Here is a 24,404-nt window from a genome sequence, read left to right as displayed (position 1 = left end):
ATGCCCTTTGCTGCCAAGCTACAACTTGCTGTACGTAAACTCGCTATATCCCTTATCGCTCAACCTAAACCGATCACCTACGTTGGTGAAAATTCTTCCCTGAAGCTTTGTGAGTCTGTGGCTCAGTTTGATGTGCGCAAGGTGCTCATTGTAACCGATGCCATGTTATGTGAATTAGGCTTAATAGATCCTTTACAGAAGTCGCTGAGCGATGCGGGTGTTGAAGTGGTGGTGTATCAAGGCGTCACGCCAGACCCCGTGTGGACAGTCGTAGAAGAGGGTTTGACCCTGTTACAGGCAGAGCAATGCGATGGCGTGCTTGGTGTCGGCGGTGGTTCTTCTATTGATGCTGCAAAAGTCATCGCCCTGGCGGCAAATAATATTTCCATGCCGCTGAGGGATCTGGCGGGCTTTAAGAAAGCCAAGCAGGACAGCCTACCTCTGTTTGCCATTCCCACCACGGCGGGTACGGGCTCCGAGGTAACCGTTGCGGCGGTCATTTCCGACCCCGATACCCATAAAAAAGACCTGATTGGCGATCCCAGAGTGATTCCCCGCGCCGCGGCTCTGGACCCTTCTTTGATGCTGGGTTTGCCGCCAGCGGTAACTGCGGCAACCGGTATGGACGCGTTGACTCACGCGATTGAGTCGTATATTGGCGAATGGGCCAATGAGGAAACTGACGCGCTGGCGAAAGCGGCCATCAAATTAATTTTTGAGAACCTGCCGACGGCGGTTGCGGAAGGTTCGAATGTGAAAGCCCGTGAAGCCATGGCATTGGCGTCTTACTATGCGGGTTTGGCGTTCACTAAAGCCATGGTGGGCTATGTTCACGGTATCGCACATCAACTGGGTGGCAAATATGGTATTCCCCATGGCCTGGCCAATGCGGTGGTTTTACCCGAGGTTTTGAGTTTTTCCAAAGATGCCGCGTCCTACCGATTGGCGGAGCTCGCTATTCATACGGGTCTGGGTGAACACTATGAAGGCGATGCAGTGCTAAGTCAGAAGTTTATCGATCATATCAAAGCGATGAACGAAAAAATTGGCATCCCCGTGGGGTTTGAACAAATCAAGAGTGCGGACATTCCTGAGCTGGCCGAAGCTGCTTTGGAAGAATCCCACGGAACCTATCCGGTGCCAGAGTATATGGATCAATCTCAATGTGAGGCGATGATTGGACGTTTGATGTTGCCGGCGTCGTAATAGAGTTGTTTAAAACGGTGGCTGTCGTTGGATTCGGCAGCCACCCTCTCCATCTAGAAACCTGATTGTTCCAACTCAGTTCTTTCACGCTGCGTTTTATTTTCTTTGTACCTTGTTATTAAATGGAAAAGTGTTAATAGCATGTTGTGCTTGAGCAAGACGCTTGTGTACTTGATAATCGTCTGCCATCGAAAGAAGAACTTGGCAAGAATATGGAGAACGAAATCAAGGAGTTTGTTGGAGAGAAAAGGCCCATTACTCACATTATAATACTGTCCATTTGTATGCCTTTGTTCTTTTTGATTTTAGAACGGTGGAAGGAAATGGACTTGGGCCAGCTTGCTGTCGTGTTAATTGTGGCTGTCTTGTTGGTTTTCGTGATGGTAAAAATCTCTCCCAAATTTGAGCCAAGAAAGAGGATTCGCTTCGGTGAACGTTCCTTGGCGATGTATCAGGATGACGCCATTCACTGGCATATCCCCTATTCTGACATCCATAGTTTTAGTATTGCTCTATCTGAGTCTGTGTACTTGAATCGGGGCAATAGGCTAACCGTTTTTAATAGCATCGGTGAGCAACTGATTGATCAGGACGTGAGTTTTCTATCTGCCAATCAAAGAGACGAGTTACTTGAAATGCTTAGCCGTCGGCATGGTGACCACTAAGCTGGCTTATTGTCAGATTCTTTAAACGGCAAATACGTTTTTGCATCTTTTTGATACATCTGTATATGCTCTTTTTCCTGATCCAGAAAATCGGCAATAGCGGGGCGAAATTCGTCGGCGGCAATCCAATGCAGTGAGTAAACGAAGCTGGGGATAAAGCCTCGTTGAATCTTGTGTTCGCCCTGAGCGCCTGGGTCGAATTTCAGTAATTGCTTTTCAATAGCGTATTCAATGCCCTGGTAATAACAAGCTTCAAAGTGAAGCGCATCAAATTCATCCAGGCAACCCCAGTATCGCCCATAAAGTGTTTTATGATCTTTAAAATACAAGGCACCAGCCACCATTTGCCCATCGAAGAAGGCCTGCACCATCATGAGCGATTCCTGGCAGGTTTTGGAAAGTCGTTGAAAAAAATCTCGGTTGAGATAACCCTGCCGACCGCTTCGTTTTAGATAAGTGAGGTGGTAACAATGATAAAACTGATGCCATTGTTCTTCCGTAATATCCTCTCCTTCGACTCTGCGCATGTCAACGCCTTGCTGCACAACTTTTCGGCGTTCGCTATTCAGGCTTTTCCGTTTTCTGGATTTGAAGGTAGCAAGAAAGTCATCAAAGTGTCGGTATTGATCGTTTATCCAGTGAAACTGCACAGCATAGCGTTGCAAAAAATCATGGCTATTTTCCAACATGGTGAATTGTTCGGCGTTGGGGAACAGGCTGTGAAAACTCGAAGCACCCAACCTTTGGCTTTCTTCTTTTAACTGCTGGATCAGTATTTTGGAAAAGAGTTCTGCATCGAGTTCGGCTTTCAGAGCAAAACGAGGACCGGTAGCCGGCGTAAATGGAATCGCATTGAGCAGCTTTGGGTAATAGTCCTGGCCGTAGCGATGGTAGGCATCGGCCCAAGCCCAATCGAATACATATTCGCCATAGGAGTGGCTCTTAATGTACAGGGGCATGGCGAGTAGTGGTTCGCCCTTATCCTCTGCGTGATCGCCCGACCAGAGTAAAAAGTGATGAGGTATCCAGCCGCTGTCTTTACTGACGCTGCCGCTTTGTTCCAGGGCCAACAAAAACTCATACTGAACAAAGGGGTAATCGCTCGCCCAAAGCGCTTGCCAGTGTTCACGGTTGATGGATTCAATGGATGAAATAAATTCTGCAAGCATGGTGAGCGTTTATTTGTAAAGGCCCACCATCATAACGTTTGCCAAGCGCAAGGCAAGTGATGTTAGACCGCCTTACTCCGCCGCTTCCAGGGTTTCCTGTTTCAGCACTTGGTATCGATCCCTCGGGAAGATGCAGCTGAAGGTGCTGCCTTTGCCGAGTTTGCTTTCGATACTCAAATGCGCGTCGTGGCGCAATAGAATGTGTTTAACGATAGCCAGCCCCAGACCGGTGCCGCCCGCGTCGGAATTGCGGCTGCCGTTATCAACGCGGTAAAAGCGTTCGGTCAGGCGAGGTATATGGATGGGATCGATTCCGTCACCTTGATCTTTTACCGAAAAGATCAAGGCTGATTCATCAATGGCGATAGTAAGTTTGATGTCACTGTCTGGTTTGGAATATTTCACCGCATTGAAGGCCAGGTTGGAAAATGCGCTATGCAGTTCTTTTTCATTCCCGATCAGTGCAATGTCCTCGTCGCAATTTACTGTGACGTTATGCTGGCGATCATCGCTCAGAGCCATGGCATCTGCAGCAATGATGTTCAGCAAGGGTTTTAGCGGCACGGTTTGTTGATTGCGTTCACTGTCATCGGTTTCCAGATTGGAGAGTACCAACAGATCGTTGATCAACAAGTTCATGCGATCACTTTGCTGTTGCATCTGTTCGAATGCCCGGTTCATCACGGGATTTAAGTCCGGTGACATGCTCAGAGTTTCGATGTAACCACGTAAAACGGTCAGAGGAGTGCGCAGCTCGTGAGACACGTTGGCGACAAAATCTTTACGAACCTGCTCAAGGCGATGCACGCGGGTCACATCGCGCACCACCACCAGACGCTCGCCTTTGCCAAAGCGATTGATTTGATATTGCAGTTGCTTGGATTCATTGCGGGGCGAAGGCAGATCGAGGGGCTCGTAGTAATCGCAGGCTTCGAAGTAGGCAATGAAGCTTGGATGGCGGACAAAATTCACCAGCGGGTGGCCTTGATCGATAGGTTGTAAACCCAATAGGGTTTCAGCGGCTTGGTTCCACCAGTTCAAGCCCCCATTGGCATCAAGCAGTACAACTGCGTCGCGTAAGGCGGCGGTGGTTTGCTGGCCGCGTCGAATCATTCCCTGCAAGCGTCGGCGCTCTTTTTCATGGCGCTTTTGCATACGGTAAATATTGTCGAAAATTTCACCCCAAATGCCAACAGTATCAGGTGGGGGTTCGCGTCGGCGAGACGTAACCCATAAATACAGCTGGCGAATTTGCAGCAGTACCCAGCCCATGTACAGGCCGCCACCAATGATCAGCGTCCAGCTGATGTAACCATTCAGCCACCCAAAGATCAGACAAATCAGAGTAAAGAATGCAATGCGCTTGAGTTCAGCGCCTAAGCCCTGGTGCAATTAGAATACCTGCCATTGGTTGTGGAAGCTCAATGCCTGAAAGTGTATCAGGCCAGATGTTACGACAAGAAGACGTTTAAGGCCTGTTGTTGCTCATTGGTTATCGCACAATGCCTCCATGAGTATGCACAGGCTCTTGCCTAATTGACGGCTGTTACCTTGGTTGAGAAGCGGTAACCGGTTCCACGCACAGTTTGGATGAAGCGGTCATGATCGTCCAGTGTCAGTGCTTTGCGCAAACGGCGAATATGCACATCGACGGTCCGCTCTTCCACATAGACATTGCCGCCCCAGACGTGGTCCAGCAACTGGCTGCGGGTGTAGACGCGTTCCTGGTGGGTCAGGAAGAATTCCAATAGGCGGTATTCGGTGGGGCCCATTTGCACTGGGGTGTCGCCGATAGTGACGCGATGACTGATTGGGTCCAGGCACAGCTCGCCTACCATAATCGGGTCGGCATCCTGATGATTGTCGGTGCGTCGCAGTACCGCTTTGAGGCGAGCAACCAGCTCGCGTGGAGAGAAGGGCTTGGTGATGTAGTCGTCGGCGCCGATTTCCAATCCCTGCACTTTGTTGTCTTCTTCACCTTTGGCGGTCAACATGATGATGGGGATGCGGGAGGTAACTTCATCGCGCTTCAGGCGGCGAGCCAGTTCGATGCCGCTGGTTCCGGGCATCATCCAGTCCAGCAAAATAAGATCCGGTTTTTCATCGATGATCAGACTGTGCGCCTCTTGGGCATCACCTGCTTCAAGGCACTGATAATCGGCCATCTCCAACGCTATGCGCAGCATGTCGCGGATGGCCTTTTCGTCATCGACGATGAGAATTGTCTTATTAGGCATGGTAGCCCCTCTATCAACAACAGGGCTTTACACAATCGTAATGCCCCAAGGTCTGTGAAGAAGGCATTATTAAATAAAGGTTTTGTTGCAACTTTATGACAATTTCTTGTCTGGCAACAGACCTGCCGTCCGATATTGTGTCTCTTTCAGTCGATATGGCTGAAGATAATACCAAGGAAAATGGCCGCACCGACATAGTTATTGCTGAGAAATGCCTTGAAACAGGCCTGGCGTTCTCGGCCTCGAATGAGGACTTGTTGATACATAAACAGAGCAGCGGCAACAGCCAGGCTCATATAAAACGCAAAACCCAGCTCAAATCGATTGGCGATGACGACGAGGGACATCAGCGTGAGCCCCTGCAGGCAGGCAATGATCATCTTGTCTTGTTCACCAAATAGAATGGCGGTGGATTTGATTCCAATTTTCAGATCATCCTCGCGATCCACCATGGCGTATTGCGTGTCGTAAACCACTGTCCACAGTAGGTTCGCAGTGAAGATCAGCCAGGCGGTTGCAGGCAGCTCGTTCAGGCTGGCGCTAAACGCCATGGGAATACCCCAGGAAAAAGCGGCCCCCAGTACCAATTGAGGCAAGTGGGTATGACGCTTCATGAACGGGTAGCAGGCAGCGAGAGCCAAGCCGCCCACCGATAACAGCACCGTAAAGGTATTGGTGAGCAGAACCAGTCCAAAGGCAATTAGGCCAAGCGCCGCAAACAGAATTAAGGCATGTTTGGGAGGAATTTTGCCCATCGCCAGTGGGCGCTGTCGGGTGCGTTCGACATGACCATCAAAATGACGATCGGCGTAGTCATTGATGACACAGCCCGCCGCACGCATGACAAAAACACCCAGGGTAAATATGATCAATATCGACCAGGAAGGCATGCCTTCATTCGCGATCCACAGCGCCCAATAGGTCGGCCAAAGCAGCAGCAGGGTCCCGATGGGTCGGTCGATTCGCATCAGCTGCGCATAGGCTTGGAGTTTTTGCTTCCAGCTCAAAGCCGGGGTCGCGCTGGCGCTCATAAATAATCCTGTCTGCTGGCCTGTAAAAGGTTCTGGCGAATGATTCTGGAACTCTATCGTTTCCCGTAAAAGTGAGCAAACTCGGGCAGGAACACTTCAGCCACGAGCAGTGGTTTCTGGTCGAGATAAAAGACGGATCGCCTGGCCCAGCAGCGTTCTTCGCAGGGGTAGCGAAAGTGTTCCGCCGCCAGCGGGCAGATTTCAATCGCGCTCCGTTTCATGCTGGGGTCTTTGAAGAGCAATGCGCCCAGGGGACGATTATCCAGGGTTTTCAGCTGTCGAAGTCGCCCGGTTAAGGTGCTCAAGGGCAATACCGAGCGGGCAAACACCCAATCCTGGCCGTGGCCAGACATCACAATCTCACGAATGAGGGCTTGTTGCCGAAGCGGCAGGCCCAGCGCTTTTGCTTCGTCGGCACGGGGGGTAGCAAGGCCCTGACGGAGAATGCGTAGGGAAAATTCGCCCTCACAGGCGTCTTGTAATTTTCGGGTCAGGGAGCCTTCACCAAGTAACCACTGGCGCTGAATTTGGGTGAGTTCGGCATGGGCGTGCTTATGCCAGCGGGGAGCGTGTGTTCTCAAACAGGGGATTCCGAAATCTTGCGGGCAACGGGCCGCGCATCGTTATGCTTAACAAAGGCGCTATTTTAGTGGTCATTGACCTATGGCGCCAGCCCAGATGCCCTTTGTGGAGGCTAAAGCCGGTTCAACCCTTGGTTTATGGGCGCGGGCTTGGTTTAATGTGGGGCCAATCCAACAGCAATAAGAACAGGATAAGAATTATGCATAAGACCGATCTTGTGGCCGCCGTGGCGGATCAGGCCGATCTACCAAAAGAAAAAGCCAGCGATGTACTGAATGCCATTCTGGATGAAATCACCAATGCCGTGAGCCGCAATGAAACTGTGAGCCTGGTGGGCTTTGGGTCGTTCAGCCAACGCCACCGTGCCGCGCGAACGGGTCGCAGCCCGAAGACGGGTGCCAGTATTGAAATCGCGGCCAGCAATACCGTGGGCTTTAAAGCGGGTAAAGCGTTGAAAGACGCGGTTAACAGCTAATTTACAATCCCCTTCGTGCCTTATTCGGCAAAGTAGTATTTACTCAAGCGATGTATCCATGATTTGCCTCCGAGTGCTGGGTAGCTAAGCAGTCGGTGGCATTCAACTTTCATAGGTTTTTTATGAGTTTAACAACACGAATTCTCCTGGCCATGGGCCTGGGTTTGCTGGTCGGTATCATCTTCAAGTCGGTGATTGCCGGCGGTGGTGATTTCGGCCAATGGCTGCAGTTATATATGGTTGAAGGCGTTTTTGATGTTGTGGGGCAGATTTTTGTAAAGTCCCTGAAGTTATTGGTTGTGCCGTTGGTACTGGTTTCTCTGATTTGTGGTTCCGGTGCTTTGGGTGAGCAAGGTCGTGTTGGCCCTATGGCGGGTAAAACAGTGGGCCTGTATTTGTTGACGACTTGTATCGCCATCAGTTTTGCACTGTTGGCTGCGACGTTTATTAATCCAGGTGCGGGTATGGATCTGCCCACGGCTTCTGATTACGTTGCGAAAGAAGCCCCACCATTTAAACAGGTGCTGATCGATATTTTCCCAAGCAATCCCGTGGCATCAATGAGTGCGGGAAATATGTTGCAGATTATTGTTTTTGCACTGTTGTTTGGAATCTCCATGTCGCGTGCGGGTGACGCGGGCAAGCGTTTGCTGTCTTGGTTTGAAGATGTCAACGAAGTGATTATGAAAATGGTCATGATGTTGATGAACCTGGCTCCATACGGCGTATTTTGTCTGTTGGCGAAATTGTTTTCGGGTTTGGGCTTCGACGGTATTAATAAGCTGGCTGCGTACTTCTTCACCGTATTTGGTGTATTGGTACTGCATGGTATTGTGGTGTACCCAACCCTCCTGCGCTTATTTGGCGGTTTGAACCCTCTGGTCTTTCTGTCCAAGCTGCGCCCATTGATGATGTTTGCGTTCAGCACTTCGTCTTCCAATGCTTCTATTCCCGTTACCCTGCGTACCGCTGAAGAGCGCCTGGGGGTCGACAATCGTATCGCCTCGTTTACGGTTCCTTTGGGGGCAACGATCAATATGGACGGCACAGCCGTAATGCAGGGTGTGGCGACGGTCTTTATTGCACAGGCTTATGGCTTGGATATTGGTCTGACGGGATACTTAATGGTGATCCTGACAGCTACCATGGCATCCATTGGTACGGCGGGCGTGCCGGGTGTTGGCTTGATTACTCTGGCGCTGGTACTTGAGCAGGCTGGCCTGCCTGTTGAAGGCATTGCCTTAATCATTGGCGTCGACCGTTTATTGGATATGGCTCGTACCGTGGTGAATGTGACGGGTGATTCTGCGGTGACGGCGATTGTTGCCAAAAGTGAGGGCGCTTTGGACCAAAACTGTTTTGATGGTCCCGTAAAACCCATGGAAGATCACTAGAATTGGTTAGTGCCGATGAACGGTTTTCAGAAATGAAAAAGGAGAGCTAAAAGCTCTCCTTTTTTTGTCCATTCGGGCGTCATCCAACGTGCCTGCCCCTATTGCATGCTCCCTGCGCCTCTCCCTGAATAGTTTTCGTCACGGTCCCTGTGACAGGCCCTCTTCCCTCAAGACGAAAACTACTCACGAACGGCGCCTGTCCTTCTCATATATAACGCGAAAGCTATGTGCCTGCCGAGCTGCACTGATTACTTCCTGTATCGTGCGCCTTCCATGTAGCTGCGAAATATCGAGTTTTCTGATCGCTTCTTACGAAGTGCCACTCCTTGTGGCCATTAACGATCACGCCGGATCGTGAGATTTGAATATAGTACAGGCGACAGCATTTCTGTATTACAGCATATTACACTTACCGGCGTATTATGGTGTAATAAAGCGCTTAAACGGCGGCGGCAAAATAACGTAAATTGTTTCACATTGAACGCCGTCATTGTCGCACGTTAATTCAGGGTCGGCGTATGCTGCGTCATAAAGCCTGAATAGAGCCTGACTACTAAAAGTGTTGTTTGGCCGAGATAAAATTATAGCTACGACTTGAGTAGTTGAGCGTTACGCTACCAAGGACTTCGGGAGTAAAAACATGGCGCAGATGCGGGATCTTGGATCTGGCCGCGTTCAGCCCTTGCGTGCCCATCACACTTTTGGTCGTTTAGCCGATCAGGTGGATAGCTGCGTTGATTTGGCCGCTGTGTCACGAATTCACGCGGCCATTGAATGGAATGGTGCGGCTTGGTTGCTGCGCGATTTGAGCCGAAACGGCACGTGGCTGGATGAAGAAAAATTACAAACCGGAGAATCTTACCCGCTCAAGCTTGGTCAGGAAGTCCGCTTTGGTTCACCGCAGCACAAAGGCTGGCAGGTGGACTGTCTTGAGCCACCTCAGGATTTATTACTGAACCAGGACGGTGGACAAACCTTCGGCCTGGAAAAGTATCACTTTCTTCCCAACGACGAGTCCCCGGAGCTGGCCCTGAGCCTGAGCGCTGAAGATGGCCAGTGGCATATCGAAGATATCTCCACAGGAGAGTCCCGCGTTTTGCGCCACGGTGACAGCTTTGATTGTCACCGTCAGCGCTGGCAATTGTTTTTGGTGGAACACCTTGTTGCAACCGAGCAAATGAGCTTTGAGCCACGGCACTTTGCCGATTACGAATTTTGTTTCGAAACCAGTTTGGATGAAGAAAACAGCCGCCTGAACTTATCCGCGGATGGTGAGCAAATTGATTTGGGCGAGCGATCTCATCATTATGTGTTGTTGCACTTGGCCCGCCGCCGAGCCGAAGATGCCGACAATGGTTTGGATGTGAACAGCCAGGGTTGGGTGGATACCGAATTACTGGCAAAGGAGCTTGGTCTCGATGCCGGGCATCTGAATATTCTGATTTTCCGGGCTCGTAAACAATTGGCTGAAGCCTTGCCCGCTGTAACGGGGTTGAACAAATTGATTCAACGCATGCGCGGTCGTCTGCGTTTTGGTGGCAGTTGTTACAGTGTTTGCAAAGGCGCAGAAGTCACCCATCGTTTGACCGCCAAAGCTGAATAATCCCCGCTATGGACAGTGCAGATCATCCCCAATCTATCGCTAATTACCGTGTGCATTCCGTCATCGGACAAGGCGGTATGGGGGTGGTTTACCTTGCAGAAGATGATCGTTTACAGCGGCAGGTTGCGATCAAATGCATCAATGAGCACATCACCGACGACATCCTCACTGAACGCCTGCGCCATGAGGCGCAGCTATTGGCGCAATTAAATCATCCGAATGTGGTCCAGGTTTACGATTTCATCGACGATGGTGACAATCTTGCCTTGGTCATGGAATACGTCGAAGGGCGCACCCTGCGTCAGTATCTGCGAGAAAACCTTTGTGACCAAAAGCAGAAGCTGCTTTTTCTTGCGCAAATTGCCGATGGTCTGGCAGCAGCGCACAATGCGGGCATCGTGCATCGCGACTTAAAACTGGATAACGTTTTAGTTAACCGACAGGGGTTGCTGAAGTTGACCGACTTCGGGGTTGCCAAATCCCAGGACCCCGATGCAACCCAGCTTACACAGCACGACGCAGTGTCCGGCAGTTACAGCGCCATGTCACCGGAGCAAATTCGCGGTGAAAAAGTAGGACCGGGCAGTGACCTGTTTGCCTTTGGCATTTTAGCCTGGCGAATGTTCCTGGGGCGCCACCCCTTTGGAGACGAAGCTGGCCAGTTAGTTATGGTCGAAAAAATCCTTAACAACGAAGCTGAAAAGCTGAGTGCATCCGAAACGGATTTACCCGCGGAGTTGTGCCAGCTTATTGATCAGTTATTGATTAAAGACCCAAAGCAAAGACCGTCGAATGCCGCGTGGTTGGCCAGGCAGTTGCAGATATTGCTGCCCCAGGTGTCGGATGAGCTAAGTGGCGAAATGACGGCGCACAATATTCTACGTTCCGACTACGAGAGCTCCTCAGATCAATCTCGATATTTGCTGCGTTTTGCCAAAGTTCTATCGCTGGCCTGTCTGCTGGGGCTTGCGGCTTTCGCTGTGATCAAATTTAAACCATTGGATTTGCTCTTTGCCAAACCGGTGAAACACATTGCGGTGATTGAACCGGAATTTGAAGGCGACAACTCCGAACAATATCGCGAGTTGCAGGCCTCTCTTTTTCTGGCCTTGCAGGATGGAGTTCGCAGCCTGGAAAACAGTCAGTTGGTGTCCCCCGAAGAAGTGCATTCTGCCCGACGCAGTGGCGGTAAATTGGGGGCGGCCGTAGGGGCCGATATTGTTCTGAGCAGTCAGTTGCAATGCCAGTTACAACGATGTCAGTTAACCCTGTCAAAACTGGCGGGCCAACGCTGGACGGTACTGAAGCAAGATCGTTTAACGTTGGTGCATAAAAATTTACTGGATGCCTATGCCAGTGGGCAACAAGCGGTTCGTAAGCTGTTCAATGCGACAGGCAGTGCTAAACCCTTGTCGGAAGTTGTATCGGAAGAAGACTACCAAACCTATCTGGCCATCCTTCGGCAGAAAGACGATGATCCCCGAACAGCGGATCATCTATTGGCTCAGTTAGAAGCCATTCAACGGCGTGCCCCGCGCTTTGCACAGGTTTATGAACTGTACGCCGATATCAGCCTGGCTTTGCAACGCCGCCACAATCACGGTGACTATCTGAGCAAACTCAGAAGCATGTTGGAAAAAGCATCTTCGCAGTTCTCCCAATCCATTTTCTACCACCAGCTGTGGTTCGAACTGTATCTACGGAGCGAAGAATACAACAAAGCCACGGGAAGCATTGAAGTCCTTGAAAAGCTCAAGTTGGATCGTTGGGTCAGTGAGCGTATGCGTGCGCAAATTGCCCTGGCAAAAGGAGAAAATCAGGAAGCCATTCAGCGCTTTAAAGAGCGCTTGGCCAAGCGCAGTAGCAGCCAAGCCTACCGTGATCTGGCGATGGCGTATTGGAAAGATGGCAATAAAGAGCTGGCCATTCAAAATCTTGAAAGCAGTTTGAAGTACAGCCCCGAAAGCATACAAAGCTATAACCTGATGGCCAGTATCTTCTTGAGTCGTGGAGATTTGGCCGAAGCCAGAACAATCTATGAAACCGTTCTGGAAAAGCACCCGGTTGTTGGTGTGTATGAAAGTTTGGGTTTGTTAGCTCTACTGGAACGGCAGTACGGTTCTGCTGTTGAGTATTTTTCAGAAGCCAAAGCGCTTAAACCCGAAGAACGTTTGTACACACTTTACCTTGGGGACAGTTACCTTCTTGCAGGCAAAGCCTCTGAAGCCAAGAAAGAATATCAGCAGTTGAGTGAAATGCCGCTGGATGAAGATAATGCTAAAGAATATAGCTATCTAGCCCGAGCGTTGATTCAACAGGATCAAACTATGGATGCTTTGCGTGTCCTGCAAAAGGCTCAAACGCTGGACGCAAGAGACAAAAGTGTCGCCTTTGCATCCGCGCTGGTCTACAGCAAAGTAGGCAATACCGCTTCAGGTTTGCTCTGGATCGAAACATCCTTGGAACTGGGGCTCGAAAAAAATTGGTTCGCCTTGCCCTGGTTTGATGGCTTGTGTCGTTCGCCAGATTCCGCTGGAGAATTTGAAAGTGTCACAGGCTTGCAATGCCCAGTTGCAAATTCGGGCCCCGTGGTTGCCACTCCATAATTCGTCAAAACTGACAAATAAAAAACGACTTGTTAATTACTTCTTTTGGCTGATACTTCAGTGTATTGCAGGTATCGGTACATAGTGCTTCGTATTTTCCTGTGTTAGCATCTGCCGCAATCTGAAATTCTACATAGCAAATCGCAATGAAGTACCCGGAGTTACCCCAAAAAATAGCCCACTACAAAATCTTGGCTGTGTTAGGGCGTGGCGGCATGGGTATTGTGTATTTGGCTGAAGACAGCCGCCTGCGTCGCCAGGTCGCGATTAAGTGCCTGTACAAGCAGCAATCCGATATTCTCGTCAAGCGCCTACGCCGCGAAGCCAAAGTGTTGGCAACTCTGAACCACCCAAACGTAGTTCATTTATACGATGTTGTTGAAGGCGAACAGGGCTTTGCTTTGGTCATGGAGCATGTGAAGGGCAACTCACTGGACCAGCATCTGCGAGAAAACTCCCTGAGTGAACAAGATAAGTTGGCTTTGCTTGGCCAGATTTTGGAGGGACTGGCAGCTGCGCATCGTGAGGGCATTGTTCATCGTGATTTAAAACTGGAAAACATTTTGATCGATGCAAACGGGCGTGCAAAGATCAGCGATTTTGGTATCGCAAAATATCACCATGGCAATACCATAGAACTTTCTCAACACCAAAATCCATCGGGCAGCCTAAGTGCGATGTCTCCCGAACAGATCCGTGGAGAGCGGCTTAGTCCAGCCAGTGATGTATTTTCTTTCGGCCTATTGGCTTGGCAAATATTGCAAGGCCATCACCCCTTTGAGGGCAAGACGGATCTGGTTCGTGTGGAGAAAATTCTGAATGAACCCGCGCCTTCGTTAAATTTGGAAGCGTTTCCTGCCGGCTTTGTTCAATCAATGGATGCCGCGCTTAAAAAAGAATCAGAAGACCGGCCAAAGAATGCTGATGCACTAATTTCTCTGTTAAAGCATTATTTACCGATCAAAAACATTCTTGTTTCAGATTTTGCCTCTGATTCGACTGTTGATGATAACCAAAAAAACTTGCTGACTTTTCGGCGTATGTGTATTACGGCAATTATATTTGCTCTAGTGTCACTGCTGATCGTTTGTGGAAAGCTAAGTGGTTGGTTTTATCCAGAGTCCAAGCCGGTATATGTTGCGATATTGCCCACAGCCATCAAATTCAAAGATGAATTTGATTATGAAGATATCCAGCAAACTGTTTATTACGCCTTGCAAGATGGAATCATCGATCTCAGTGGTAGTAATCTCATACCACGCCGGGAAGTCGAGAGTTATGAAGGTGAAAGTAATCAGATGACCATGGCTCTTGGCGCAGATGTTGTCATCAGAAGTGATCTCGTATGTTATGAGTTGAAATGCGATTTGACCCTTACCTTGTCTGAAGATAAGGGTCAAATTAAAAGTAAAAAGCTTAGTATCATCGAAGATCGATTGTTAGAAGTTCACAGGATCACACAACTTAAGTTGGCAGAACTTTTTCCAAATCGAAAAGGTTTGGACCCCTTGAGTGAGGTAATAAATGAAGAAGACTACAAGGAATATATTAAGCTAGTTCAAATTGCAAGGGAAAATGAAAGCCATCACGCCGATATCTTTAGAAAGCTCCGAGTTTTACTGGATAAGGCACCAAAATTTGGCCCCCTTTATCGTTTGTATACAAAGATAGGCCTCGATTTGTTTTCTGAAACAAAAGACAATTATTTCGCGGAACAGGTAAAGCAAGTCTTAGAATCGTCTGATCAGTCGAGACTTAGCGACAAAGATGTCCGGTTACTATGGGTAGAAGCTCATGCTGAGTTGGGTGAATTAGATCTAGCTTTAAGTAAGATCCAACAAATTGAAAAAATTTATCTCGAGGACAGGCAAACTAAGTCTCTGAGGGGGCTGATTGAGGAGAGTCGAGAAAATTACGAATTAGCTATTCGTTATTATCAAGAAGCAAATGACATGCGCTTCAGTGTGAGAACCTACAGAGATATTGCCATAAATTACTGGTTCCTAGGTGATGTCAAAAAAGCAATTTTTGCTCTTGAAAAGGCCCTAGCGTTGAATCCTAAAGATATACATGCAGGCTTAACTCTGGCGACTTTCCATATGACGTCTGGAAATCTTGATAAAGCTGAAGACATGTTTCTTAGTTTAGAAGAAAAATCAAAAATCACTTCGACTTACGATAATCTAGGGTTGCTATATATGCTGAAAAGGGATTACAAGCGAGCGGAGCAATACTTTGTAAAAACCAGTAGGATTTCCAGTGATTCAAGGTTTTGGTCACTTAATTTGGCGGATACCTATGCTTTGCAAGGAGAGGATAAAAAAGCTAGGGAGCATTATCTTCTAGCCTTGAAGAGGCTGAGTAATTCAAGTCATAGTGGCGAATTGGGAGCTATTGCTCAGGCGTACATACATCTTGGAGAGTCAAAAAAAGCACTAGCGGCACTAAAACAAGCAAAAGAAATAGCGCCGGATAATTCTGATATTATTTATGCGGAAGCCATTATCTATTCAAAACTTGAGGATTACCCGTCAGCGCTAATTGCGATAGAAAGATCTATTTTCCTTGGTTTAGGGAAAATCTGGTATTCCTTGCCTTGGTTTGATGCTCTTTGCAAACATGAAAAATACGGAATAGAGTTTAGACGGCTGACTGACCAGTCTTGCCTAGAGTAATTTTGGTTAAGCATTGATTAGCTTGAGTTGAGCGCATCGATATGGTCTTGCTTCTGCTATATGCCCAATAGTTTCGATTGTTTGGCTGTGCTAGCATTCCTTTTCAGAAAACATCAATAATAAGCAGACAATCATGAAATACCCAGAGCTCCCCGAAAATATTGCCCACTATAAGATTCTGAGCATCCTTGGACGCGGTGGTATGGGTATTGTCTACCTGGCGGAAGACAGTCGCTTAAGGCGTCAGGTAGCGATTAAGTGCCTTTATAAGCAGCAACAGTCCGAAGCGCTCGTCGAGCGCTTGCGCCGGGAAGCCAAGGTGCTCGCCAAGCTCAATCACCCTAATGTTGTTCATATCTATGATGTGGTAGACGATGAGCAGGGTTTTGCTCTGGTGATGGAATACGTAAAGGGTCGTTCGCTTAAACACTACTTGAAAGAAAATAACCTAAGTCAGCGCCAGCAATTGGCCCTGCTTGTGCAGATTCTGGAAGGCTTATCAGCTGCTCATAGTCAAGGCATTATCCATCGTGATTTAAAGCTCGATAATATTTTGATTGATGAACATGGGCGCGCCAAGATAGGCGATTTTGGTATTGCCAAACGCCAAAGCGGTGACACGGTAGAGCTCACCAAACATAATAATATTTCTGGCAGCCTGAGTGCCATGTCGCCGGAACAGATTCGAGGTGAAACGCTGACAACCGCAAGTGATACTTTCTCTTTTGGTTTGTTGGCCTGGCAGATTCTGCGTTCACAGCACCCTTTTGAAGCCGATAGCGAACTGCTTCGTGTTGAAAAGATATTGAACGAAGCTGCGCCTTCACTTTCAAGTGAGGATCTCCCCAAAGGTTTTACCGATTGCCTCGATGAAACGCTTCATAAGGAACCTGGACAGCGGCCGCAAGATATTGCAGCTTTGGTTAGGTCGTTAAAGTCGTATGCGGCTGAGCTGAGCGAAGAAGTTGAAGACCCTACTCTCACCTTGCGACCAAGTTTTTTACGGCCGGTTTCCTCTAATCAAGCTTGGGTATACCTTGCAAGCATTCTTTTAGCGTTATTGCTTGTAGTGGTTTCTGTAAGAGAGGCGTATCTTTGGTTACAGCCTGAGCCGGATTCGGTTTATGTGGCAGTGTTGCCCCCTAAACTCGATGCGAAAGATGAGTTGGATTACGAGGACATTCAGAAAACAGTTTATTTTGCCTTGCAAGATGGTGTTATTGCATTGCAAAACAGCTTCTTAATTCCTGCGGGTGAAGTTGAAGGCTTCGAGGGCGGAAATGAACTATTGGCTAAGGCAATTGGCGCGGATGTGGTCGTTGAAAGTCAACTTGATTGTGAAAACTTAGTTTGTAATTTGAATCTTAGTAGCGTTACCGAAAGCGTTACTTTAGAGGCTACCATCGAAATTGATGACAAGCTGTTAGAAACGCACCAGTTGTCACAATATAGATTGGCAGATTTATTTCCGAATAGAGATGGTTTAGTTAAGCTTAGTGAGCTGATAAGCGAGGAAGACTATAAAGAGTATTTTGAATTAGATGCTCTTGTTAAAGAGAGCGAAAATAATCATCTAAAAGTTATTGAGTCTTTGGAAAATTTACAAGAAAGAGCTCCAAGATTTGAACCGATTTATTTTCTTCATGCACAAATATCTCTGGATTTGTATGTGGAAAAGAGAATGAAGTCTTTTGCTGAAAGAACTGAAGTTTTACTAAATAAGGCTCGATTGGAAATTCCTAGAAGCACTTTAGTAATGAGGCTTTTAGCTGAGTTATATTCAGAAACTGATAGGCATGACCTTTCTGAAAAAATGATATCTGAATTTAAGGTCGCAGGTGGTAACCCGCGTGAGATCGAAGTCTTGAAAGGGTTACAGCGAGAATCAGAGAAAAGCTATAATGAGGCGATTGTTCACTTTTCTCGTGCCAACGAATATAGAACCAGTGTTCGAACTTTGAGGGACTTAGGAATTAACTATTGGTATCTGGGAAATGCAGAAAAAGCAATTGAATATATGAGAAAGGCAAGGAAAGTTGATCCAGATAATATACATGCGGGATTAACTTTAGCTACGTTTTTAGTGGCTGCAGGTGAGCTTGATGAGGCTGAAGTACTTTTTTTGCATTTTGTAGAGTTATCAAACATTGGATCTACTCATTCCAATTTAGGTGTACTATATTTGTTTAAACGAGACTATGAAAAGGCGATTTACTATTTTGAAAAAGCGCGGAGTTTGACGAATGACCAAATTTCTAGTCGTTTAAACTTGGCAGACACTTATATGTCTATGGGTGATTCTGATAGGGCTCTCGAACTTTATACTGATGTTGTAAATAACGTTTCCGACGAAGCTGGATTTAAAGACTTAACTTTTAAGGCTCAGGCGTTAATCCATTTAGGTTATATCAGGCGTGCACTAAAATTGCTCGATAAACTTAAATCAATGTCAAACAGTGTTGAAACAAGTTACGCGGAGGCATTATTGAATGTGAAATTAGAGGACTATCCTTCAACAATAATTGCTATTGAAAAGTCTCTAAAAGGTGGGATGGGAAAGGTTTGGTTTACATTACCATGGTTTGACAGCTTATGCTCGGACCCAGTTTATGGATCCGAGTATGCGAATTTGATTGATGTTAAGTGTGAAAGTTAACGTCTAATTTCTAATCCTGGGTCTGGAGACTGATAAATATTTACACTTCCATCATCCGAAGTGAGAGCTGCTACAAAGGCAAAACCAACAGCTTCTCCAACCTTGCTCAAACTTTTTATGGTTGCAGTTAAAACTTTTCCGTTTGCAGTGATTGCGGTTTCTACGTCATGCAGCTGATCTGTAGTGTTAATTTCGCTCAGGCAGCTTTTGGTACCTCCAAGAACAAAACGCCAACCAGGCTCATCCATGGTCACAACTAAGACGCAAACTTCCGATTGGCGTTGCAGCCAATTCGAATTTGGATCAAAACTAATATCCAAATTTTCAACAGCTTGCTGAGAACCATCACTTTCAATCGTTTGAAAAACCCAATCCCCAGGTTGGCCATTTGCAGGCAAACTTGGCTTAAGAGTAAAATTTTTAATTTGCCCCTGACCTTTTGGGACGGTAATCGTTAAAGTATCTGATGTTGACATAGCAGTCTCCGTATTGCTGTTTCTTATTAATTAGTATGGCGACAAGAAGAGTACTTAGGCGACTTCCCTGCTGCCATTACGCAGTATTACAACGACTTACAATAAGTCGTTGTAATGATTTGGAAATGATTCAGAACCTAGCAGAGTTCTTTGACGATAGAGAGCAATTCGTCTTTTGATTCGGCGATACTTTCGACCGCTTCTTCAACTTGCTCGCGTTTCAAATGCAAAGCATTAAGCAGTGAATCATCGACGTTTAAGGCGGGGCCATGAATTAAATTTTCCTGGCACAATAATGCACGGGCGGTGTAAACCAATTGCGCATAGGCTATTTGATCATCCTCAGCTTCCGGTACACCTTGCAAGCGTAGCGCGGCGACCACTTCTGGAGGCATATTCCACAAATCCATTAACCAAGCGCTGAGTTGATCTCGACTGACATCGAGAACGTGACGATCAATAGCCTGATAAGGAATGTGGGGATTCGCTTCTTGGAGGCGACAAATGTCGCTGTAGTGCGGACTGAATACTTCCGCCATGATCAGGGTTCCGAAATTGCTTAGCAGTCCAGACAAGTAAGACATGCCAAAGCCTGGACGATGTTCGCGTGGAATTTTTGTGACCAGCGCTTCAACCATGGCAGCGGTAAAAACGGATTGGTGCCAGTAGTTGGTAGAACCAAACGGTCCGTCCTGGGGCATGTTCAAGGTTTTGCCCAGAGCCAGTCCCAGAGCCAGGTTTAACACCATATCAAAACCCAGTACGCGCACGATGGCATCGTGAATGGATTTAATTTTTCCCGGTGCAGAGTAATACGGTGAGCTCGCCCAGCTGACCACCTGCGCCGCCAAGCTTGGGTCCATTTCCACAATACTTGCCAGATCTGAAATATCTGCATTGGGGTCGACGCGTAAATTAATAATTCTTTGAGCGGTTTCAGGAAGCGAGGGTAGTTCCAGTGTTTCTTCCAGGCGTTGTTCAACTCGGCGCTTGGTAAACGATTGCACTGACTGGGTAATTGCGAGGACATCGTCTCCCAAGGCATCGGCTTTGATGGCTGTGCTGATGTCTCCAATCTCGGCGTCGTTCATCGCGAGCTTGAAATCTGAGGTGCGCACCGCCAACACTTCACCGAGGCTGCCGGATGCCAGCAGGAGGTTATCCGTTTGCAACAAACTGGCATCAACAATCGTTGGCATGCCTGCAAGTTTTGGCAGCGCGGGAATATTTTGAAGCTTGTATTTATCAAATAAGGGCTGCAGATCTTTTTGCCGAGTCGCTCTCAGCTCTCGACCAAGAATTTCGTTGACCAGACGCACATCCAGTAGGCGGTCGGCAGGCAGCAGCGCCTGCAACTGCCCAAGATCATCTTGCAGAATTGTGGCACGAACACGGCGGCCGCTGCCGGGCGGGAATTTGGCACTGGCAATCTGATAGCCGATTTTTTGTGTGTCCAGTTGCTCCATTACACTGGTAGGTACGCTAGACAATCTGACCTCCTTACGTCGTTGTGCAGAACGTGGCTAAGCAACGCGATAGCATGTAATAGGATTTCGGCCTATTTCCCTTAAACCTGAGCATATTCTTCAGCTTGGCCCAACCAACGCTGAATTATGGGTTCTTGCAGGTGGGGATGATGCTCGGCAATGTCCTGGGCAGAGCGCCTGATACTCTTAATTAAGTTAGCATCTCGTTGCAAATCTGCCAGTTTGAACTGCATTTCTCCGGTTTGTTTGGTGCCAAGCACCTCACCGGGTCCACGTAGCTCCAAATCGCGTTCCGCAATCTTGAATCCATCGCTGGTTTCTCGCATCGCGCTGAGCCTGGCTCGTCCGTATTCCGACAGGGGTTGGCCATAGAGCAGGACGCAGTGGCTGGCGATGCTGCCACGCCCGACTCGGCCGCGTAATTGGTGTAATTGGGCCAGGCCCAGACGTTCGGGGTTTTCAATGATCATCAAGCTGGCATTAGGTACATCAACACCGACCTCAATCACCGTCGTGGCAACGAGTACCTGCAGCTGCCCAGCTTTGAACTGCGACATGATCTCTTCTTTCTCGGCGGCTTTGAGGCGTCCATGAATCAAACCCACTTTAAGTTGTGAGAGCTGTTGCTGGAGTTCGTTGGCCGTCACTTCCGCTGCCTGAGCTTCCAGAGCTTCGGATTCTTCAATCAGGGTGCATACCCAGTAGGCCTGTCGCCCTTCTCCGCAAGCTGCCCGGACTCGGTCGATGACTTGCTGACGCCGTTCGTTGGCGATCAACACGGTTGTTACCGGGCTGCGGCCGGGTGGTAGCTCATCGATGATGGAGATGTCCAGGTCGGCATAGGCGCTCATGGCCAAGGTGCGCGGGATGGGGGTTGCAGTCATGACCAGTTGATGTGGCCGTGCCTGATCGCTGTCGTTGTCTTTGCTGTGACCCTTGGCTCGCAGCGCCATACGTTGATGCACTCCGAAGCGATGTTGCTCATCAATAATGGCGAGCCCGAGATCGGCAAATTCAACGCCGTCCTGGAACAGCGCGTGGGTGCCAATGACCAATTGATTTTCGCCACTGAGAGTCGCGGCCAGCTGAGTCTTTCGCTCACTGGCTTTTTGTTTACCGTTTAACTGACCTACCGTGATGCCCAAGGGTTCAAACCATTGACTGAAGTTCTGCCGGTGCTGTTCGGCGAGAATTTCGGTAGGAGCCATCAATGCCACTTGGAAGCCATTAGCAATAGCCTGTAGAGCCGCTGCTGCTGCCACCAGGGTTTTGCCCGAACCAACGTCACCTTGCACCAGGCGTAACATTGGCACGCCTTTGGCCATATCGGTGCTGATTTCGTGGATGACGCGTTGTTGGGCCTCCGTAGGGGAAAAGCTCAAGCTGTCGAGAAACTTCTGTTGGCTTAGATCGTTAGCCGGCAAGGCCGGCGCCTGGGTGGCCTGGATCTTCTGGCGCACTCTGAGCAGGCTCAGGTTATGGGCAAGCAGTTCCTCGAAGGCCAGCCGCTGTTGATAGGGGTGCTGACGCTCCATGAGCTGGTCGACATCGGCATTCGTCGGGGGCTGATGCAGATACTTCAAGGCATCAGCCAGGCTGACACTGCTCCCCTTCCCACTAGGCAGTAGCTCTGGCACGTTCTGCTCATTGACCTGGGGCAGCAGCTGAGCAATCAGCCCGCGCAGGCGGGATTGAGTAATGCCCTCTCCGACGGGATAGACGGGTGTGAGGCTGTCGGGCAGGACGAGCTGTGATTGCTCATCGTAAAACTCGTATTCCGGATGGTACATCTCCAGGCCGGAGGAGCCTCGGCGGGCCTCTCCGTAACAGCGAACATGGCTGCCCGGAGCCAATTTGGCTTTCTGGCTGCCTGAGAAATGATAGAAACGCAGGGTTAGGGTCCCGGTTCCGTCTTGCAAGCGGCACATCAAGCTGCGCCGCCTTCCGTAGACTACATCACTGGCTTTGATAATGCCCTGTACAACGGCGTTCTGGCCGGGCTGTAAGCCGCCGATAGGGGTGATTTTGGTGCGATCTAAATAGCGACTGGGCAGGTGAAAGAGTAAATCCTGCAGGTTGATTATGTGCAGGCGAGCCAGCTTTTCAGCCAGCTGCTTGCCAACCCCTTTCAGAGCGGTGACATCAATGTGCGCGAGGCTTGGGGCAGCCTGTTTGCTCATGAATCTTAACGCTCAAGAATGGTGCAAATACCGTGGCCATCGCAGATGGCACTTCGCAGGGCATCGATGGCTTGGTGACGTGGAAAGCTGGCCCGCCAGGCCAGGCCAACGGTGCGTGTTGGGGCTGGGTCCTGAAATTGGCGTGTTGTTAATACGCCCTGTGCATAATGGCTAGTGCCGGCTGCGGATTGCGGTAATACGGTAATCCCTAAGCCAGACGCCACCATATGGCGCAGGGTTTCCAGGGAACTGCCTTCGGTTGCGGCCTGCAATGTAGTCGTACTGCTGCTGTCGAATTTGGCCTGCAGGTTCGGGCAGGCCTCAAGGATTTGGTCACGAAAGCAATGACCTTCGCCTAAGAGCAGCACATTGTAGTCGTCGAGATCACTGGCTTCGATGTGGGTTTTTTCGGCCAGGGGGTGATCCACGGGGATCAGCACCTCGAAGGGCTCTTCATAGAGCGCCTGGGTGACCACATCCGCTTCGGTGAATGGCAGTGCGACGATAATGACGTCCAGTTCACCGTTACGCAGGCGATGGCGCAAAGTGGCGGTGTAGCCCTCTTCGATGTACAGCGGCATCTGTTTGGCGTTTTTTTGCAGCTCTGGAATAAAGTGCGGGAACAGATAGGGACCAATGGTAAAGATGGCGCCAATTTTTAACGGGCTGGACAACTGGTCTTTACCAGCGGTGGCGAGATCCTTGATGGCCGCGGTTTGCTCCAGCGCGATCTGGGCTTGGGCAACAATTTTCTCGCCCAGAGGGGTTGGGTGCACGCGGGTTTTGCTGCGCTCAAACAGAGCCACATCCAACTCTTCTTCCAGCTTCTTTACGGCGATGCTCAAGGTGGGCTGGGAGACAAAACAACGCTCGGCGGCGCGGCCAAAATGCTCTTCCTGGGCGAGGGTAACGATGTAACGTAGCTCGGTTAAAGTCATGTTTGGGTCTCGCGGTAGCCAAAGTAATGTTTTAGAATTTAACTATTAATAAATTAAAGTCAATAGCTAAATTCTAATCAGTTGGTGTTTACGTGCCAGTACCTCCCATAGGAACTGGCGGTGGAGCGACTTAATTTCTTTGAGGGCAGTATGAATCGGGAAGACAAAAACCTCCGCATCGCGGTCTTGGGGCATGGCGATATAGGCCAGCGTCTGTTGACGCGCTTGCAGGGTAAGGCAAGTGGTTATGCATTCAGTCGCAGCGAGAAAGTCCTACCCGAGGGCTTTCGCTGGCACCAGGCCGATACGCGGGATGTGGAAAGCTACGGGGCATGCTTGCCGGAACTGGATGCCTTGTTGATTACCCTAACCCCCTTCGACAGAGGGGATGAAGCGTATCGCCTGAGCTATGTGGAGCCCATTCGCCAGCTGGTCGAGTTTGGTAAAACCCTGGCGCGTTGCCCTCTGTTGATGTTTGTTTCCAGCACCGCAGTGTATGGGCAGAACGATGGCAGCCGCTTGAGCGATGACTCCCCCACCGAACCGCAACAATACAATGGTATTCGCATGCTGGAAGCAGAGCAGCTGCTCGCCGACAGTGGTTTGCCCCATTGCCGGGTGCGCTTCTCAGGTATTTATGGTCCGGAACGCAAACGTCTATTTCACAAGCTGGTGGATGAGGTTCAACAAGGCGGTCAATACACCGACGCCGATGCTCATTGGGGGAACCGTATTCACGTTGAGGATTGTGCGGGTGTGCTGGAACATATTTTGAATTTGCCAGAGGCGCAGCGCGAGAATATGTACCTGGCGACAGATACTGAGCCCGTGTTGCGCGGCCAGCTGAAGGCGTATCTGGCAACTCAGTTAAGTGCTGAGGGTTTGCCGGAATTTCAATGCGATGCCGCCAGTGGCAAACAGTTGTTTCCCGAGCGCCTGTTGCGATCCGAGTATTCCTATCGTTACCCCAGCTATCGAAAAGGTTACCAAGCTCAATTGGCAGCGCTGAAATAAGATCAATAAT

General features: G+C 49.1%; 18 protein-coding genes. 9 read left to right on the top strand and 9 right to left on the bottom strand.

The features are described 5' to 3' along the window. The gene (locus ABWW03_RS03545; protein WP_353406407.1) at positions 1-1,206 is read left to right on the top strand and encodes an iron-containing alcohol dehydrogenase; all 1,206 of its coding nucleotides are present in this window, start codon (positions 1-3) and stop codon (positions 1,204-1,206) included. Positions 1,207-1,352: 146 nt separating this feature from the next. Beyond that, positions 1,353-1,871, top strand: coding sequence for a hypothetical protein (locus tag ABWW03_RS03540; protein WP_353406406.1), 519 nt, complete (start codon positions 1,353-1,355; stop codon positions 1,869-1,871). On the opposite strand, the gene ABWW03_RS03535 is transcribed toward ABWW03_RS03540, so the two are convergent. The 5 genes from ABWW03_RS03535 to ABWW03_RS03515 form a co-directional block, all read right to left on the bottom strand. Further along, the gene (locus tag ABWW03_RS03535; protein ID WP_353406404.1) at positions 1,868-3,040 is read right to left on the bottom strand and encodes a GNAT family N-acetyltransferase; all 1,173 of its coding nucleotides are present in this window, start codon (positions 3,038-3,040) and stop codon (positions 1,868-1,870) included. The genes ABWW03_RS03540 and ABWW03_RS03535 overlap by 4 nt on opposite strands. Before the next feature lie 72 nt (positions 3,041-3,112). Further along, positions 3,113-4,432, bottom strand: coding sequence for a phosphate regulon sensor histidine kinase PhoR (phoR, locus tag ABWW03_RS03530; protein WP_353406402.1), 1,320 nt, complete (start codon positions 4,430-4,432; stop codon positions 3,113-3,115). Between the two features lie 140 nt (positions 4,433-4,572). Next, positions 4,573-5,277 carry a phosphate regulon transcriptional regulator PhoB gene (gene phoB / locus ABWW03_RS03525; protein ID WP_353406399.1) on the bottom strand — a complete coding sequence of 235 codons (705 nt, stop codon included), beginning with the start codon at positions 5,275-5,277 and terminating at the stop codon, positions 4,573-4,575. 146 nt (positions 5,278-5,423) lie between these two features. Then, positions 5,424-6,308, bottom strand: coding sequence for a 4-hydroxybenzoate octaprenyltransferase (gene ubiA / locus ABWW03_RS03520; RefSeq protein ID WP_353406398.1), 885 nt, complete (start codon positions 6,306-6,308; stop codon positions 5,424-5,426). 53 nt (positions 6,309-6,361) lie between these two features. Continuing rightward, positions 6,362-6,889: a chorismate--pyruvate lyase family protein gene (locus tag ABWW03_RS03515; protein ID WP_353406396.1), complete on the bottom strand. Its 528-nt coding sequence runs from the start codon at positions 6,887-6,889 to the stop codon at positions 6,362-6,364. A 200-nt stretch (positions 6,890-7,089) separates the two neighbouring features. Between ABWW03_RS03515 and ABWW03_RS03510 the strand changes: the two genes are divergently transcribed. The 6 genes from ABWW03_RS03510 (at position 7,090) to ABWW03_RS03485 (ending at position 18,299) form a co-directional block, all read left to right on the top strand. After that, positions 7,090-7,365 (top strand): HU family DNA-binding protein, encoded by a 276-nt coding sequence (locus ABWW03_RS03510; RefSeq protein WP_353406394.1) that lies wholly within the window; start codon positions 7,090-7,092, stop codon positions 7,363-7,365. A gap of 122 nt (positions 7,366-7,487) precedes the next feature. Next, positions 7,488-8,759 (top strand): dicarboxylate/amino acid:cation symporter, encoded by a 1,272-nt coding sequence (locus ABWW03_RS03505; protein WP_353406393.1) that lies wholly within the window; start codon positions 7,488-7,490, stop codon positions 8,757-8,759. 640 nt (positions 8,760-9,399) lie between these two features. Then, on the top strand, positions 9,400-10,362 hold the full coding sequence (locus ABWW03_RS03500; protein ID WP_353406392.1) for an FHA domain-containing protein: 963 nt from the start codon (positions 9,400-9,402) through the stop codon (positions 10,360-10,362). A gap of 8 nt (positions 10,363-10,370) precedes the next feature. Beyond that, on the top strand, positions 10,371-12,968 hold the full coding sequence (locus ABWW03_RS03495; RefSeq protein WP_353406391.1) for a protein kinase domain-containing protein: 2,598 nt from the start codon (positions 10,371-10,373) through the stop codon (positions 12,966-12,968). A 146-nt stretch (positions 12,969-13,114) separates the two neighbouring features. After that, the gene (locus ABWW03_RS03490) at positions 13,115-15,643 is read left to right on the top strand and encodes a protein kinase domain-containing protein (RefSeq protein WP_353406390.1); all 2,529 of its coding nucleotides are present in this window, start codon (positions 13,115-13,117) and stop codon (positions 15,641-15,643) included. Positions 15,644-15,776: 133 nt separating this feature from the next. Continuing rightward, positions 15,777-18,299, top strand: a complete 2,523-nt coding sequence (locus ABWW03_RS03485) for a protein kinase domain-containing protein (RefSeq protein ID WP_353406389.1) — start codon at positions 15,777-15,779, stop codon at positions 18,297-18,299. On the opposite strand, the gene ABWW03_RS03480 is transcribed toward ABWW03_RS03485, so the two are convergent. The 4 genes from ABWW03_RS03480 to ABWW03_RS03465 form a co-directional block, all read right to left on the bottom strand. After that, the gene (locus ABWW03_RS03480; RefSeq protein ID WP_353406388.1) at positions 18,296-18,775 is read right to left on the bottom strand and encodes a DP-EP family protein; all 480 of its coding nucleotides are present in this window, start codon (positions 18,773-18,775) and stop codon (positions 18,296-18,298) included. The genes ABWW03_RS03485 and ABWW03_RS03480 overlap by 4 nt on opposite strands. A 137-nt stretch (positions 18,776-18,912) precedes the next feature. Continuing rightward, positions 18,913-20,265, bottom strand: a complete 1,353-nt coding sequence (locus tag ABWW03_RS03475; protein WP_353406386.1) for an aminoacyl-tRNA deacylase and HDOD domain-containing protein — start codon at positions 20,263-20,265, stop codon at positions 18,913-18,915. Positions 20,266-20,342: 77 nt separating this feature from the next. Continuing rightward, on the bottom strand, positions 20,343-22,442 hold the full coding sequence (recG, locus tag ABWW03_RS03470; RefSeq protein ID WP_353406385.1) for an ATP-dependent DNA helicase RecG: 2,100 nt from the start codon (positions 22,440-22,442) through the stop codon (positions 20,343-20,345). 5 nt (positions 22,443-22,447) lie between these two features. Continuing rightward, positions 22,448-23,380, bottom strand: coding sequence for a hydrogen peroxide-inducible genes activator (locus tag ABWW03_RS03465; protein ID WP_353406384.1), 933 nt, complete (start codon positions 23,378-23,380; stop codon positions 22,448-22,450). Between the two features lie 120 nt (positions 23,381-23,500). On the opposite strand from ABWW03_RS03465, the gene ABWW03_RS03460 reads away from it, so the two are divergent. After that, a complete protein-coding gene (locus tag ABWW03_RS03460; RefSeq protein ID WP_353406383.1) occupies positions 23,501-24,394 on the top strand; it encodes an NAD-dependent epimerase/dehydratase family protein in 894 nt (297 codons plus the stop codon). The last annotated feature ends 10 nt before the right edge of the window (positions 24,395-24,404 follow it).

Source organism: Pseudoteredinibacter isoporae (assembly GCF_040372805.1).
Taxonomy (GTDB): domain Bacteria; phylum Pseudomonadota; class Gammaproteobacteria; order Pseudomonadales; family Cellvibrionaceae; genus Pseudoteredinibacter; species Pseudoteredinibacter isoporae_A.
The sequence above is the reverse complement of the archived record's forward strand: the minus strand, read 5'-3'. Positions and strand labels throughout refer to the sequence as shown.